The organism is Streptomyces sp. NPDC014991 (assembly GCF_043080665.1).
GTDB lineage: Bacteria > Actinomycetota > Actinomycetes > Streptomycetales > Streptomycetaceae > Streptomyces.
In genome coordinates this window covers 58,933-72,600 of sequence record NZ_JBIBVY010000020.1, presented here as the reverse complement: position 1 = coordinate 72,600, position 13,668 = coordinate 58,933, and the positions used below count along the sequence as shown (strand labels likewise).

General features: G+C 73.1%; 10 protein-coding genes and 2 pseudogenes. 5 read left to right on the top strand and 7 right to left on the bottom strand.

Annotation, left to right across the window (positions count from 1 at the left end; genetic code table 11):
- Positions 1-248: 248 nt before the first annotated feature.
- Positions 249-1,550 carry a PP2C family protein-serine/threonine phosphatase gene (locus tag ACF1BE_RS27220; RefSeq protein WP_392201644.1) on the top strand — a complete coding sequence of 434 codons (1,302 nt, stop codon included), beginning with the start codon at positions 249-251 and terminating at the stop codon, positions 1,548-1,550.
- A gap of 264 nt (positions 1,551-1,814) precedes the next feature.
- Here ACF1BE_RS27220 and ACF1BE_RS27215 read toward each other — a convergent pair whose 3' ends face one another.
- The 3 genes from ACF1BE_RS27215 to ACF1BE_RS27205 form a co-directional block, all read right to left on the bottom strand.
- The gene (locus tag ACF1BE_RS27215; RefSeq protein WP_392201643.1) at positions 1,815-2,171 is read right to left on the bottom strand and encodes a DUF2516 family protein; all 357 of its coding nucleotides are present in this window, start codon (positions 2,169-2,171) and stop codon (positions 1,815-1,817) included.
- A gap of 100 nt (positions 2,172-2,271) precedes the next feature.
- Entirely contained in the window at positions 2,272-2,955 is a 684-nt protein-coding gene (locus tag ACF1BE_RS27210) for a hypothetical protein (RefSeq protein ID WP_392201642.1), read from the bottom strand.
- Between the two features lie 82 nt (positions 2,956-3,037).
- A complete protein-coding gene (locus ACF1BE_RS27205; RefSeq protein WP_392201641.1) occupies positions 3,038-3,511 on the bottom strand; it encodes a helix-turn-helix domain-containing protein in 474 nt (157 codons plus the stop codon).
- 257 nt (positions 3,512-3,768) lie between these two features.
- Between ACF1BE_RS27205 and ACF1BE_RS27200 the strand changes: the two are divergent.
- The 3 genes and pseudogenes from ACF1BE_RS27200 to ACF1BE_RS27190 form a co-directional block, all read left to right on the top strand.
- Positions 3,769-4,059, top strand: a pseudogene (locus tag ACF1BE_RS27200) (hypothetical protein); the annotation flags it as partial.
- Positions 4,060-4,072: 13 nt separating this feature from the next.
- Positions 4,073-4,594 carry a hypothetical protein gene (locus tag ACF1BE_RS27195; RefSeq protein ID WP_392201721.1) on the top strand — a complete coding sequence of 174 codons (522 nt, stop codon included), beginning with the start codon at positions 4,073-4,075 and terminating at the stop codon, positions 4,592-4,594.
- 36 nt (positions 4,595-4,630) lie between these two features.
- Positions 4,631-5,485 carry an alpha/beta fold hydrolase gene (locus tag ACF1BE_RS27190; protein WP_392201640.1) on the top strand — a complete coding sequence of 285 codons (855 nt, stop codon included), beginning with the start codon at positions 4,631-4,633 and terminating at the stop codon, positions 5,483-5,485.
- A 60-nt stretch (positions 5,486-5,545) separates the two neighbouring features.
- Here the strand turns inward: ACF1BE_RS27190 and ACF1BE_RS27185 are convergent.
- A pseudogene (locus ACF1BE_RS27185) lies at positions 5,546-5,878 on the bottom strand (hypothetical protein); the annotation flags it as partial.
- A 293-nt stretch (positions 5,879-6,171) separates the two neighbouring features.
- Here ACF1BE_RS27185 and ACF1BE_RS27180 point away from each other — a divergent pair.
- Positions 6,172-8,562, top strand: coding sequence for an ATP-binding cassette domain-containing protein (locus ACF1BE_RS27180; RefSeq protein WP_392201639.1), 2,391 nt, complete (start codon positions 6,172-6,174; stop codon positions 8,560-8,562).
- 40 nt (positions 8,563-8,602) lie between these two features.
- On the opposite strand, the gene ACF1BE_RS27175 is transcribed toward ACF1BE_RS27180, so the two are convergent.
- Genes ACF1BE_RS27175 through ACF1BE_RS27165 form a run of 3 tightly spaced genes read right to left on the bottom strand, consistent with a single transcriptional unit; the run spans position 8,603 to position 13,536 of the window.
- Entirely contained in the window at positions 8,603-10,633 is a 2,031-nt protein-coding gene (locus ACF1BE_RS27175; protein ID WP_392201638.1) for a HelD family protein, read from the bottom strand.
- A gap of 50 nt (positions 10,634-10,683) precedes the next feature.
- A complete protein-coding gene (locus ACF1BE_RS27170; RefSeq protein ID WP_392201637.1) occupies positions 10,684-11,298 on the bottom strand; it encodes a TetR family transcriptional regulator in 615 nt (204 codons plus the stop codon).
- Between the two features lie 9 nt (positions 11,299-11,307).
- Entirely contained in the window at positions 11,308-13,536 is a 2,229-nt protein-coding gene (locus ACF1BE_RS27165) for a phosphotransferase family protein (protein WP_392201636.1), read from the bottom strand.
- Positions 13,537-13,668: the final 132 nt, after the last annotated feature.

Below are 13,668 nucleotides of genomic sequence, written 5' to 3'. Positions count from 1 at the left end.
ACGTCATGTGACCCACCGCACGCCCAACGCCCGCCCAAACCGGTACAGGACGTGAGCTTCGTCATCACCCGCCCGCCGAGGCCGTGTCCAACTGCGGTACGGAACGCGGCATATGACGGCGGCGGGCCCCGGAGCGACGCGGCTCACACCATTCCGCCGGGGCGGTCGCAGCCGCTAGGGTCACCCGTCGGTGGGTCGAGACCCTCGACGCCGCCGTGCCCTCGGGGGGAGGGAAGGAACCCAGGACGATGCCCGTACCCGTACCGCGGCAGAGAGCGATCCCGGCCGTGGAGAGTGGTCAGGCGCAGGCCGCCCGCACCGTCGGCGGCCCCCTCAAGGAAGAGGCCCACCGCGACGCCACGCCCGTGCACAGCACCGGCGCCACTCTCACCCTGCTGCTGATCGAGGACGATCCGGCCGGTATGCCGATCGTGCCCGACCTGCTGGACCCGGCCGGCAAGCCGATCCGCGTCCGCACCGCCCGCAACCTCACCGAGGCCGGGCGGCTGCTCACCGACGACGTCCACTGCATCCTGCTGGACCTGGCGCTCCCGGCGCCGGGCGGCAGCGACACCGACGACGAGCTGGCCGTGCTCCGGCACGTGCTCCAGCTCGCGCCCCGGCACGCCGTGCTCGCGCTGACCGCCTCCGGCGACGCCGAGCGCGGCGCCGAGGCCGTGCGCGTGGGCGCCCAGGACTACCTGTTCCGGGACGAGCTGGACGGCCGGCTGCTCAGCCGCGCCATCCGCTACGCGGTGGAGCGGAAACGGTCCGACACCGCCGAGCGGCGGCTCGCCGAGGGCAAGCTGCGCGCCCAGGAGAACCGCCGCCTGGAACGCGGCCTGCTGCCGACCCCGCTGCTGGACGGCTCCGCGCTGCGCTTCGCCGCCCGCTACCGCCCCGGCCGCTCCCGGGCCCTGCTCGGCGGCGACTTCTACGACGCCGTCCGCACCCCCGACGGCACCGTCCACGCCATGATCGGTGACGTGTGCGGGCACGGCCCGGACGAGGCCGCGCTCGGCGTGGAGCTGCGGATCGCCTGGCGGGCGCTGACCCTGGCCGGGCTGTGCGGGGACGAGCTGCTGAACACGCTGCAGCAGGTGCTGGAGCACGAACGCGCCGACGAGGAGATCTTCGCGACGCTGTGCACGGTGGACATCGCCCCCGACGGCCGCCGCGCGGGCCTGTGCCTGGCCGGCCATCCGGCCCCGCTGATCGCCCGCCCCGGCCGGCCCGCCCGGCTGCTGCCGTACGAGAACAACGGCCCCGCCCTCGGCCTGCTCCCCGGCGCCCGCTGGCCGCGGATGCAGGTGGAGCTGGGCGCCGAGTGGAGCCTGATGCTCTACACCGACGGCCTGATCGAGGGCCGGGTCGGCGCGGACGGGGACCGCCTCGGCCAGGACGGCATGGTGGAGATGATCCGCCGCCAGCTCGCCGAGGGACTGCGCGGGGAGGAACTGCTGCGGGCCGCGGTCAGCGAGGTCCGCGACCTCAACGGCGGCGAGCTGACCGACGACGTCGCGGTGGTCCTGCTGGACCGCACTCCCTGAGCCGAGCCCCACCGGCCCCGCGCGGGGGAACGTCGAGCGGTGCGCCACCCCTTCCCCTCGGCGGGCGGACGCACCCCTTCCCCTCGGTGGGCCGGCCGCAGCGCGCTCCCGGGCGCGGGCGCCGCGCGGCGATCCACGCACGATTGGCGGACGGCGAGAGCCGGGCGGACGGCGAGAGCCGGGCGGACGGCGAGAGCCGGGCGGGCGGCGAGAACCCGGCGCGGCGGCAGCCGGCCGCCCCGCCACCCCGCTGACGGCCGACCGCTACCGGCCGCCGTTGTACGGCCCGTACGGACCGTCGCTGCTGCTGCCGCCGCCGCGGCGGCCCCAGCCTCGGCCACCGCCGACCTGCTGGAGCGCGGGGCGCACGTCCACCAGATACACGATGGCGGCGACGGCGCCGGCGATCGGCAGGACGGACAGGATCGAGAACAGATAGCTGACCACCAGCGCGATGCCGAGGATGATCAGCCAGAAGACCTTGTTCTGCTTGTCGGCCGCGCGGAAGGCGTCCTCGCGCCGGAACGCCGCGTCGAACAGTCCGAACGCGGCCAGGGCCATCAGAACGATCTTCAAGATGCCCATGAATCCCGCGAAGCCCAACATCAGCATGCTGCCCACCGCCCGTTGATTCCCGATCCTGCTACGCCGCCACCGTACCCAGAGAACGGGCCGGACACCCCACAGGTGCCCGGCCCGGACGCGCCACGCCGGTTCATGGTCACTTGGCCGGCGGGGTGGCCTTCTTCGGGGTGGTGCCGGTCTTGCGGGCGGCCGGCGTCTTCCGCGCCGCCGGCCGCTCCTCGCCGGGCGTGGTGGTCGCCTCGGCGGGCGTGGTGGTCGTCTCGGCGGGCGCCGGCGTGGTCGTCGCCGCGGCCGGCGTGACCACCGGGGCGGGGGCGACGGTCGCCTCGGCCGCCGGCTCGGGCGCGTCGGCCTTGATGTCGCCCGGCTCGGCCTTGCCCTCGACGGCGATCGCCAGTTCCTCGATCTCCTCGGCGGCCTCGCCGCGCCAGGTCTTCACGGCCTGCTCGCCGTGCTCGGCGACCTTCTCGTAGGTCTCACGGGCCTTGACGGCGTACTCGGCGGCGACGCCGACACCGCGCAGCGCGAGGTCCTGGGCCGTCTCGCCGAGCTTCTTCACGTCGAGGGAGCCGATGAAGCCGTTGACCCGGGTCTGCAAGGTCTCCTGCGCCTCCTTGGCGCGGGCGGCGGCCCTCTCCTGCACGGCCTTCGGGTCGGTGTTGCGCACGGCGTCGATGCGGGCCGGGGCCTCGGCACGCAGCTGCTCGACCAGGGCCGGCACCTTCTTGGCCTGCTGGAGCGCCAGGTCGGCGGTGCCGGCGGCGAAGTAGAGCGGAGTGGGGTCGCTGAGGGTCTTGCGCAGGTCGTCGGTGATGGCCATGGTGAAGGGTCCTCCCGGATCGGATTCGCGTTCGACTGGGTTGGTGTGGTCCGCGGCGGGCGTCCGGAGCCCTGGTCCGGCGTTACCCGGCCGTCCGCCGTGGACCGGCGTCTGTGTCACTTCCGGCGGCATCGCCCGCGCCGGCGGCGTGGGTGTCCGGGCCGGTCTCCTCGACGGCGGCGGGCCGGCCGCCCCCGAATCCGTTCTCCTTGCGGAAGGATTCGTAGATCTGGAGCAGCACCTGCTTCTGCCGCTCGTCGAGCGAGGGATCGGCGAGGATGACGGCGCGTGTGGCGCCTTCCCGCAGGCGTTCCTCCCCGTCCCGCTCGGCGTCGAGGATGCCGGCGCGGACGTAGAGCGTCTCGGCGGAGATGCGCAGGGCCTTGGCGACCTGCTGGAGCACCTCCGCGCTGGGCTTGCGCAACCCGCGCTCGATCTGGCTCAGGTACGGGTTGGACACCCCGGCGGCGTCGGCGAGCTGCCGCAGCGACAGCTGGGCGTTCCGCCGCTGTTCGCGCAGGTACTCACCGAGGTTGCCGACGTTCAGCGATGCCATGACTCCACCTTGCCCCACCACTGCTAACTTTTGCAAGCATCCGCTTGCAAAAGTGTGTCGTGGCGTCCGACACCTCTCACGAGGCGTCCTGTCCTGTCTCTGCGATCTGTGGGCAGTCCCGTTCTTCTGTAGGCATGTGCGACCGGGTCCTGGTCATGTGTAGGCAAGTTCTGAAGTGTTCCGGTCTTGTGTAGGTACGGCGATCACCCCGCTTCGACGGTCGAAGTGACTGGTCGACGTCGTACCGGAGGCCCGGGATGGATGCGGATGAGGTGCTGGCGGAGGACATCGAGCTGGAGTACGTCAGCACAGCGGGCGTACGCGAGCGGGGGCCTTTGAGCCGGTTGTGGCCGGTGCGGTTCGAGTCGGTACGGCCTGAGCGCCGGTTCCCGGCGTTTCGTGGTCAGGGCAACTGGTGCGGTTGGTACTGGTCGGCGACCTGTGGCGGGCATGTGGGCTATGAGTCGTGGCTGGAGCGCGACCGCTTGATGCTGCTCGACTCCGATCCGCTGGTGACGGGCATAGCCTCGCAGCCGTTCCGGCTGTCGTGGACCAGCACGGATGGGAAGCGGGTGCGGCATACACCCGACTTCTTGGATCGGCAAGAACGTCTTCGCCCCGGAACAGCAACTCGACCTGTCCCGAACCCCCGACGTCAGGCGCGCCCAACGCCAGTACTGGCGGCTCCGACAACGCCACGGCCCGACCATCACCGGCATCTGCCACGACGCCACCGGCAAGCTCTGGAGCGGACTGGCCCACCGCCACTACCGGCTCACCCGCCGAGCCGAACTCCTCCACGACCTGGTCCGAGTCAAGGGACCAACGGTCGAACCCGACAAGGCGGCCCCCTGGCTGATCGCAGCCGGATACCCCGAACACGTCACGCTGATCAGCCTGTTCGCATCCGCAGGTTGGAGACGGTCCATCCTCAGCGACGACCTCCTCGTCGTCTCGCAGGCCCTCGCTGAATTCCACCGCCGCTTCCCGATGCAGGCGCCCCTGCGAGGCACCAGCCGCACATGGCTCAGCACCACCATCGAAGCCACAGCCAGACGTATCGAAGCCATCTTGAACCCTTGATCTTGCTCAGAAGATCGTTCTGTTGGAGGCTGAGGCATGCAGAATCTGCCGACATTCGTTTTTGTTCATGGGGCCTTCGCGAATTCGTTCTCGTTCGCGCCACTGCAGGCCGAGCTCGCCTTACTCGGGCATCGCTCGGCCGCGGTCGACCTTCCCGGGCACGGATTCGAGGCGACCTTCCCCGCGGCCTACCAGGCTCCCCAGGTTCTCGACGCCCTCGCCGCAGAACCAGGGAGCATCAAGGGAGTCACACTCGCCGACAACGCCGCCCGCGTGATCGAAGTCCTCGAACGAGCCAAGCAGAATGGGCCCACCATCCTCGTCGCCCACAGCAGGGGCGGCATCACAGCCACCGCCGTCGCCAACGCCCGGCCCGAGCTGATCGACCGGATCGTTTACGTCTCCGCCTGGTGCCCCGTCGATCTGGACGTAAGCGACTACTACGCCCAGCCGGAGATGGCGGACGTCGACGCGGGAGCCTTCGCTGCCACGCTCGTAGGAAACCCGGCCGAACTCGGTCTGCTCCGCACCAACTTCCGCACCGCCGAGCCAGCGGCGCTCGCCGCGTTCAAGCAAGCGTTCGCCGCCGACCTCACCGATGACGAGTTCCGGACCTTCCTGAACACCTTCCAGCCCGATGAGAACCTCGACGCCGGCACGTCCGCCGACCGGGCACAGGCCACGACCTGGGGCCGGATTCCCAAGACCTATGTGCGCCTGGCCGCCGATGCCAGCATTCCGCTCGCCGTGCAGGACCGCATGATCCGCGAAGCCGACGCGCTCACACCCGGCAACCCCTTCGACGTCCGGACACTCGAGGGGAGCCACCTGCACTGGCTCGTCCACCCGAAGTCCGCCGCCGAGCTGCTCGCAAACCTCGCGGCGCGCTGACGCACCCCCAGAGTCAGCTGCCTACGGTTGAGCGGGACAGGAGAAGCCCGCTCGTCCCACTCAACCGTAAGCACCGCAGGTCAGAGCCCCACCATGCCCACAGTTATCTGGGACAGGACACGGAGCGTGATCGGTGAGGGTCATGCCGGACGCCAGGGCGCGGGCGGCGTCGGCGAAGTACTGCTCGTCGGCGCCAGGGGCGAGGCCGAGGGGGACGCCCTGGCCGAGGCCGACGAACAGTGCCCTGAGCCCGGTGACCAGGCGTCGCGCCTGGTGCGATGTCACAACGCTCCCGTTGTGCGCTCGTCCCGCGAACAGCGTGATCAGGTGGTCCTCCTGCGACCGCACGGAGGCGGCGAGCCGGGAGCCGAGGTCCGGGTCGTGCAGGGCCATGCCCGGGCAGCGGCGCCGGGGGTGAGGTGTGGCTCGGGTACCAGACGGCCGCCCCCGTCGTGTTCGCCGCGCTGCTGACCGCCGCCACCCCCACCCGGACCGTCTCGGACACGCGCACGGGAAGCCCCGGTCACTGACGCCGGGCACCCCGGGTAAGGCACTCCCACCGCCTCGCCCTCGGCGGGACGGGACACCCCCTCCGGACCGGTCGGACGGGATCGGTCAGGAATCGAGAAGCGGTGGGCGGGTGGGCGCCGTTAGCGTGTCCGGGCGGCCCCACGGACGGAGAGACGATGAGCATGGGCACGAGGACGGAAGCGCAGGCGGACACCGCGCACGTGGCCGACGGTCACGAGCTGATCCGCGTGCACGGCGCGCGCGAGAACAACCTCAGGAACGTCAGCGTCGAGATTCCCAAGCGCCGGCTGACGGTGTTCACGGGCGTGTCCGGGTCGGGCAAGAGTTCGCTGGTGTTCGACACCATCGCCGCGGAGTCGCAGCGGCTGATCAACGAGACGTACAGCGCCTTCGTCCAGGGCTTCATGCCGACGCTGGCGCGGCCCGACGTCGACGTGCTCGACGGACTGACCACCGCGATCATCGTCGACCAGCAGCGCATGGGGGCCGATCCGCGCTCCACCGTCGGCACCGCCACCGACGCGCACGCGATGCTGCGGATCCTGTTCAGCCGGCTCGGCACGCCGCACATCGGCTCCCCCAAGGCGTTCTCCTTCAACGTCGCCTCCATCAACGGGGCGGGCGCGGTCACCGTGGAGCGCGGCGGGCGGACGGTGAAGGAGCGGCGCGAGTTCAGCATCACCGGCGGCATGTGCCCGCGCTGCGAGGGCCGGGGCTCGGTCACCGACATCGACCTGACCCAGCTGTACGACGAGGACAGGTCGCTCGGCGAGGGCGCGCTCACCGTTCCCGGTTACAAGCCCGGCGGCTGGAACCACCGCCTCTACACCGAGTCCGGTCTCTACTCCCCCGACAAGCCGATCCGCACGTTCACCAAGAGGGAGCTGCACGACTTCCTGTACCGCGAGCCGACCCGGATGAAGATCGCGGGCATCAACATGACGTACGAGGGGCTCGTCCCGCGGATCCGGAAGTCGATGCTCGCCAAGGACCGGGAGGCGATGCAGCCGCACATCCGGGAGTTCGTGGACCGGGCGGTCACCTTCACCACGTGCCCCGACTGCGACGGCACCCGGCTCAGCGAGGCGGCCCGCTCCTCGAAGATCGAGGGGATCAGCATCGCCGACGCCTGCGCGATGCAGATCAGCGACCTGGCCGGGTGGGTGCGCACCCTGGCCGAGCCGTCGGTGGCACCGCTGCTGACCTCGCTGGGCGAGACGCTGGACTCGTTCGTGGAGATCGGCCTCGGCTATCTCTCGCTGGACCGGCCCGCGGGCACGCTCTCGGGCGGCGAGGCGCAGCGTACGAAGATGATCCGCCATCTCGGCTCCTCGCTCACCGACGTCACGTACGTCTTCGACGAGCCGACGACCGGCCTGCACCCCCATGACATCCGGCGGATGAACGACCTGCTGCTGCGGCTGCGGGACAAGGGCAACACGGTGCTGGTCGTGGAGCACAAGCCGGAGGTCATCGCGATCGCCGACCATGTGGTGGACCTCGGCCCGGGTGCCGGTACGGCGGGCGGCACCGTCTGTTTCGAGGGCACCGTGGCGGGGCTGCGGGCGAGCGGCACGCTCACCGGCCGGCACCTGGACGACCGGGCCGCGCTGAAGAAGTCGGTGCGCGAGCCGGCCGGGGCCCTGGAGATCCGGGGGGCGACGCGGCACAACCTGCGGGGCGTGGACGTCGACATCCCGCTCGGGGTGCTGGTCGTCGTCACCGGTGTCGCCGGTTCGGGAAAGAGTTCACTGGTCCACGGGTCGGTGCCGGCCGGGCAGGGCGTGGTGTCGGTCGACCAGGCGCCGATCCGCGGCTCGCGCCGGAGCAACCCGGCGACGTACACCGGGCTGCTCGACCCGGTCCGCAAGGCCTTCGCCAAGGCCAACGGCGTGAAGCCGGCGCTGTTCAGCGCCAACTCGGAGGGCGCCTGCCCGGGCTGCAACGGCGCCGGCGTCGTGTACACCGACCTGGCCATGATGGCCGGTGTCGCGACCACCTGTGAGGAGTGCGAGGGCAAGCGGTTCGACGCCTCGGTGCTGGAGTACCGCCTCGGTGGCCGGGACATCAGCGAGGTGCTGGCGATGACGGTGACGGAGGCGGAGGAGTTCTTCGGCGCGGGGGCGGCACGGACCCCGGCCGCCCACCGGGTCCTCGGGAACATGGCCGACGTGGGCCTCGGTTATCTCACCCTCGGCCAGCCGCTCACCACGCTGTCCGGCGGCGAGCGGCAGCGGCTCAAGCTGGCCACGCACATGGCCGACAAGGGCGGGGTCTACGTCCTGGACGAGCCGACCACGGGTCTGCACCTCGCCGATGTGGAGCAGCTGCTGGGCCTTCTGGACCGGCTGGTGGACTCCGGCAAGTCGGTCATCGTCATCGAGCACCACCAGGCGGTCATGGCGCACGCCGACTGGATCATCGACCTGGGTCCCGGCGCGGGACACGACGGCGGCCGGATCGTCTTCGAGGGCACCCCCGCCGAGCTGGTGGCGGCCCGCTCCACCCGAACCGGCGAGCACCTGGCGGAGTACGTGGGCGCCTGAACGTCACCCTGGGCCGTGTCTCGTGACGGGCGCCCGCCGGTCAGAACGGCAGCGGGCGGGCGTGCACCACGTCGAGCTGGGACACCGCCCGGGTCAGGACGACGTACAACCGGTGGGCGCCCCGCTCCTCCGCCTCCACCACGGCGGCCGGTTCCACGGCGACGACGTGGTCGTACTCCAGACCCTTGACCACGCTCGCGGGGACGACGGCCAGCCGGGCGCCGAGCGCGTCGGGGCCGGCCGGTGCCAGGCCGGCCGCGGTGAGCGCCGCCCGCACCGGGCCGGTGTCGGCGTCGGCCGTGACCACCCCGACCGAACCCTCCCGGGCGAGGGCGTCCCGTACGGCGGTCACGGTGGTGCCGAGGAGATCGTCGGTCGGCCGCAGGGTCAGTTCCCCGTCGGTGCGCAGGGAGGTGGCGGCGGGTACGGCGACGCCGAGGCGGGGCAGCAGCCGGTTGGCCAGCTCCACGACGGCCGCGGGCACCCGGAACCCGGTGGTCAGCGGTACCACGGCCGCGTCGGGCCGGCCGAGGTGGCGCAACTGGACGGACCAGTCGCGGGCGGCCCACGGGGTGGTGCCCTGGGCCAGGTCGCCGAGGACGGTGAGGGAGCCGAACGCGGCCCGGCGGGCGACGGCCCGGCACTCCATGGGCGAGAGGTCCTGCGCCTCGTCCACGACGATGTGGCCGTGGCCCTCGGGGTGTTCGATCAGCCCGGCGAGTTCGTCGAGGAGGACCAGGTCGGCGGCCGACCAGCGGGCGGACTTGTAGGAGCGGGGCGGGCGGGGCCACAGCAGGGCCGTCCGCTCCGCCGGTTCGAGCAGCCCGTCGGCGGCGCGGGCCAGCGCCGCGGGGTCGGTGAGGAGTCCGGTGAGGACCTCCTCGGGGCGGACCCTGGGCCAGACGGCGTCGAGCTGCGCGGTGAGCGGACGGCACCGTTCGACGCGGCGCACCCAGGAGGCCGGCAGGACCCCGGAGCGCCGCTCGGCCCGGTCCCGCAGCCGCCGTACGACCCGGGTGCGCACCCGCTCACGGCCGACGGCGTACGGCGGTTCCTCGGCGCGTACCTCCGCCACGATCGCGGCGAGTTCGGCGGCGGGCACCCGCCACCGGTAGGAGCCGTCGGGTACGGCGAGGTCGGTGACGACCTCGGCGCTCACGCGCGCGTACAGCGCCCGGCGCAGCACCTCGGCCATGCGCGGGTCGTGCTTGACGGTGGCGGCGGGCACGGTGTCGGTGCCGGTGACGGGGTGGCGGGCGATCTCGTCCAGCAGGGTGGCCTGGCGGACGCCGCTCTCGCCGAGGGAGGGCAGCACCTCGGCGATGTACGACAGGAAGGTGCGGTGCGGGCCGAGGATGAGCAGGCCGGAGCGGGTGAGCCGGCGGGGGTGGGTGTAGAGCAGGTATGCGGCCCGGTGCAGGCCGACGGCGGTCTTGCCGGTGCCGGGGGCGCCCTGCACGCACACCGAGTCGGCGAGGGCGGCGCGGACGAGGTCGTCCTGCTCGGGCTGGATGGTGGCGGCGATGTCCCGCATGGGTCCGATGCGGGGCCGCTCGATCTCGCGGGCGAGGAGGCGGCCGGGCCGGGACTCGCCCCGGCCGAGGTGCTCGTCCTCCAGGCCGGTGAGGCCGGCGGAGTCGCCCCGGCTGCCGGGGGCCCACCCGAAACGGCGCCGGACGGCCACGCCCTGCGGGTCGCCGGGGCTCGCCTGGTAGAAGGCGCGGGAGACGGGGGCCCGCCAGTCGACGACCAGGGGCGGGGCGGCGGGGTCGGTGGTGATCCGCACCCGGCCGACGTGGTAGTGCTGCCCGCCGTGTTCCGGATCGTCCTCGCCGAAGTCGAGCCGGCCGAAGAACAGCGGGCCCGGCGGGAGTTCGCGCATGGCCTTGGCCTGGCTGCGCAGCCGGTGGCCGAGGACTTCGGCGTCGGCGCCGGAGGCGGAGACGTCCTCGCCGATGACGACCTGTTCGGCGGCTCCCTCGACCATGGCGGCGAGGGCGGCGCGGCAGGTGTCGTGGTAGGCGCGCTCGGTGTGGAGGGTGTCCGTGAGGGCGGGGTCGAGTGACGTCATGGCGCCAGCGTAGCGCCATAACGTTACCGAGTTACATTTTTAACTTAGTCTCACTTGCTTGGGCCCAGTTCCGGCAGGCCCGCGGCCAGCCGCCCGAACGCCCGCTCCGCCGCCCGTACGGCCTCCGGCGCCACCTCGTCGACCGGCTCCCCCGCCGCGATCCGCCGCCAGTTCTCCTGCGCGAGGATCCGCTGGACGGCGATGATCTGCCCCGCCGCCAGCCGGGCGTCCAGCCCGCCGCCGAGAGCGTCCGCCAGGGCCGCCTCCGACCGCTCCAGATGGCCGTACGCCCGCGCCACCAGGGCCGGGGTCCCGTACAGCAGGGTGTGGAAGGCGAGCACCTGGGGATGGTCGTTCAGCCCGGTGACCGGATCACGCCGCTCCAGCCCGGCGAGGAAGTGCCTCCGCAGCGCGTCCACCGGGTCGGCCGCCCCGGCCACCACCCGCGCGGCCTCCGCCTCGTGGTCCGCGATGCGGTGCAGGACCAGGTCCTCCTTGGCCGGGAAGTACCGGAACAGGGTCGGCTTGGAGATCCCGGCCGCCGCGGCGACCTCCGCCACCGGCACCGCCTCGAAGCCCCGCTCCAGGAACAGCCGCACGGCGATGTCCGACACGTCCTGGTACATCTGCCGCCTCTTGCGCTCACGCAGGCCCATCTCACCCATGGGGGGAGCCTACGCAGGGGCGCCGGGGCCGGTCGGCCACGCCGGGTGCGGGGTGCCGCGCCGCCGGGACGACAGGCCCAGGGAGGCGGTGGCCGCGGCCAGCGTCATGGCGTACGAGTCCACCGCGCGGCGCACGTTGGGGGCGTCCAGGCCGGTGCCGGTGACCAGGCGGTCGAGGTCGACGTAGGCCGAACGGACGATCTCGATCCACCGGTACACCCGCCAGTCCCGCTGCCAGCCCTCGGTGAAACGCGCGGGCAGCCGGGCGTCCCAGCGTCGGAACATGCGGTCCCGGATCTCCGGCCGGGTCGGGGTCAGGTGCATGTGCCGGACCAGCTCGTACAGCGGGTCCCCGACCAGTGCCATCTCCCAGTCGATGAGGGTGAGGGGCGGGCCGTCGTCGCGGCGCACCAGGTTCCAGGGGTTGAGGTCACCGTGCAGCAGGGCGCAGGCGCGGTCGGTGACCCGGTGCCGGGCGAGGATCTCGCGGAGCCGGGGCGCGTCCGGCAGCCCGAGGAAGCGGGCCGCCCGCTGGGACTCCCCGGGCAGGCCGGCGACCAGCGCCACCAGCTGGTCGCTGAGCCAGCCGTAGAAGCCGGGGCCCCCGGCCACCGGGTCGGTCGGGGTGTAGTCGACACCGGTGAGAGCGGCCAGCTGGTCGACCAGGCAGTCCGCCTCGTGCGGCAGCAGCCCGTGCACCGGGTGCTCGGGGCGGCGGCCGAGGTCGCGGGCGCCCTCGTAGGTGTGGACGGTGAAGGCGTCCCCGCCGTACCGGTGGGACGGATCCGTGGCATGGCTGGTGCCCAGCGCGAGCACCCGGGGCGCGGCCACGGGCACCCCGGAGCGCTCGATCGCCCGGAGCACGGCGTGCTCACTGAGGAAACCCGTCTCGCGCCGCAGGACGACGGTCGCCTCACGGCGGACGACGACGGGGAAGGCGGTTCCGGGCACCCGGAGCACCGTGGTGAGGTGCGCGGCCCCCTTGAACACCCGGTCGGCCGGGGCGGCGCCCTCCAGGAACAGCGCGTCGGCGACAGCCGGGTACGGGAAGTCGGGGTGTTCGGGGACGCGCCGGTCGGGGGTCCAGCCGAGGGCGCGGGCCGGTGCGGGGCGCCGGGGCACGGCTCCGGACGCCGCCCGCCGGAACAGGATCCGCTCGATCTCCCGCCGCTCGGGCACCCGGCCCAGCCGCAGCGGGCCGGCGGCGGCGCGCAGCGCGTCGCGGACGGTGGCCGCCGCCGCGTCCAGGCGCCGCTGGTCGAAGGCGTCCTCCAGCGAGCGCGCGGCCCGGATCACGTCGGCGTACAGGGACTGGGCGTACTCGAAGGCGAGGTAGTGCCGCAGGTCCCGGGAGAGGCCGGCCGTGGCGGCGGGCCGCACCCGGTGCACCGCCCCGGCCCAGGCCTCGACGACCTCGTGCCGCTGGTGCTCGGGGTAACGCATCCGCACCAGGTGGACGGCGAGGTCGTGCAGCGGATCGCCGTAGCTCGCCAGCTCCCAGTCCACGCAGTGCAGCGTCGGGTCACCTGCGGCCGGCCGGACGAGGTTGCCGCGGTGCAGGTCGCCGTGGATCAGCCCGTACGGCCGCCGGGTCAGCGCGGGGACGCGGTCCGCGAACCGCGACAGGGCGTCCTCGGGCACGCCGAGTGCGGTGAACAGGCCGCCGTAGCGACGCCGGTTGGGCTGCCGGATCTGCTGGTCGGCCAGGTGGGCGAGGGTGCGCAGGAAGCCCTGGGAGTCGGTGTGGTTGCGCGGCCAGTGGGCCGGCAGGGGCGGCAGGACGCCGCCGCGCACCTGGGCGAGGGTGGCGAGCAGGTCCGCCAGTTCCCGCAGCAGCGGTCCGTCGACGGGTCCGCCGGGGCCGCAGAGGTCGGTGAGCACGGCGCCGTCCACATGGCTGTGGACGGCATGGCCGGGCCCCGCGGCTAGGCACTCGGGCACGTTCGGCAGCACTCTGCGCACGGCGCGCAGGATGTCCGGCTCGCTCCGCCAGGTCCGGATCACCACCGGTACCGCGTCCGGACGCGGCACCCGTACGGTCACCGGGGTGCCCGGCTCGCGGCCGAACAGCCCGGCGAGGGGTGCGGTGAGCGGGACGACGTGGTCGCGGTGGTGGTGGCCGCCGCTCGCCCGGCCGGCCGCGACGGCACGGGCCACGAATTCCCGGACGAGGGCATCGGTCCGGTCTCTGCCGGCGTGCTCCCCGGCCACGGCACGGGGAACAGGCGGTGCGCCCACGGGCCGCTCCGGGTAGGTCGTGCGGAAAAGGAGGGTCGGGGAAAGCGGGTCGGGAAAGGCGGGGCCGGGGCCCCGGGACGGCGCCCGAGGACCCGTCGGTCGCGACGCCGGGCCCGGCGGGGGTTCGCCACG

What these genes read in the sequence shown, in the direction of transcription:
- ACF1BE_RS27220 (WP_392201644.1), top strand. Translation starts at nt 249, where the DNA reads ATGCCCGTACCCGTACCGCGGCAGAGAGCGATCCCGGCCGTGGAGAGT.
- ACF1BE_RS27210 (WP_392201642.1), bottom strand. Translation starts at nt 2,955, where the DNA reads ATGGCCATCACCGACGACCTGCGCAAGACCCTCAGCGACCCCACTCCG.
- ACF1BE_RS27205 (WP_392201641.1), bottom strand. Translation starts at nt 3,511, where the DNA reads ATGGCATCGCTGAACGTCGGCAACCTCGGTGAGTACCTGCGCGAACAG.
- ACF1BE_RS27195 (WP_392201721.1), top strand. Translation starts at nt 4,073, where the DNA reads ATGGGAAGCGGGTGCGGCATACACCCGACTTCTTGGATCGGCAAGAAC.
- ACF1BE_RS27190 (WP_392201640.1), top strand. Translation starts at nt 4,631, where the DNA reads ATGCAGAATCTGCCGACATTCGTTTTTGTTCATGGGGCCTTCGCGAAT.
- ACF1BE_RS27180 (WP_392201639.1), top strand. Translation starts at nt 6,172, where the DNA reads ATGAGCATGGGCACGAGGACGGAAGCGCAGGCGGACACCGCGCACGTG.
- ACF1BE_RS27175 (WP_392201638.1), bottom strand. Translation starts at nt 10,633, where the DNA reads ATGACGTCACTCGACCCCGCCCTCACGGACACCCTCCACACCGAGCGC.
- ACF1BE_RS27170 (WP_392201637.1), bottom strand. Translation starts at nt 11,298, where the DNA reads ATGGGTGAGATGGGCCTGCGTGAGCGCAAGAGGCGGCAGATGTACCAG.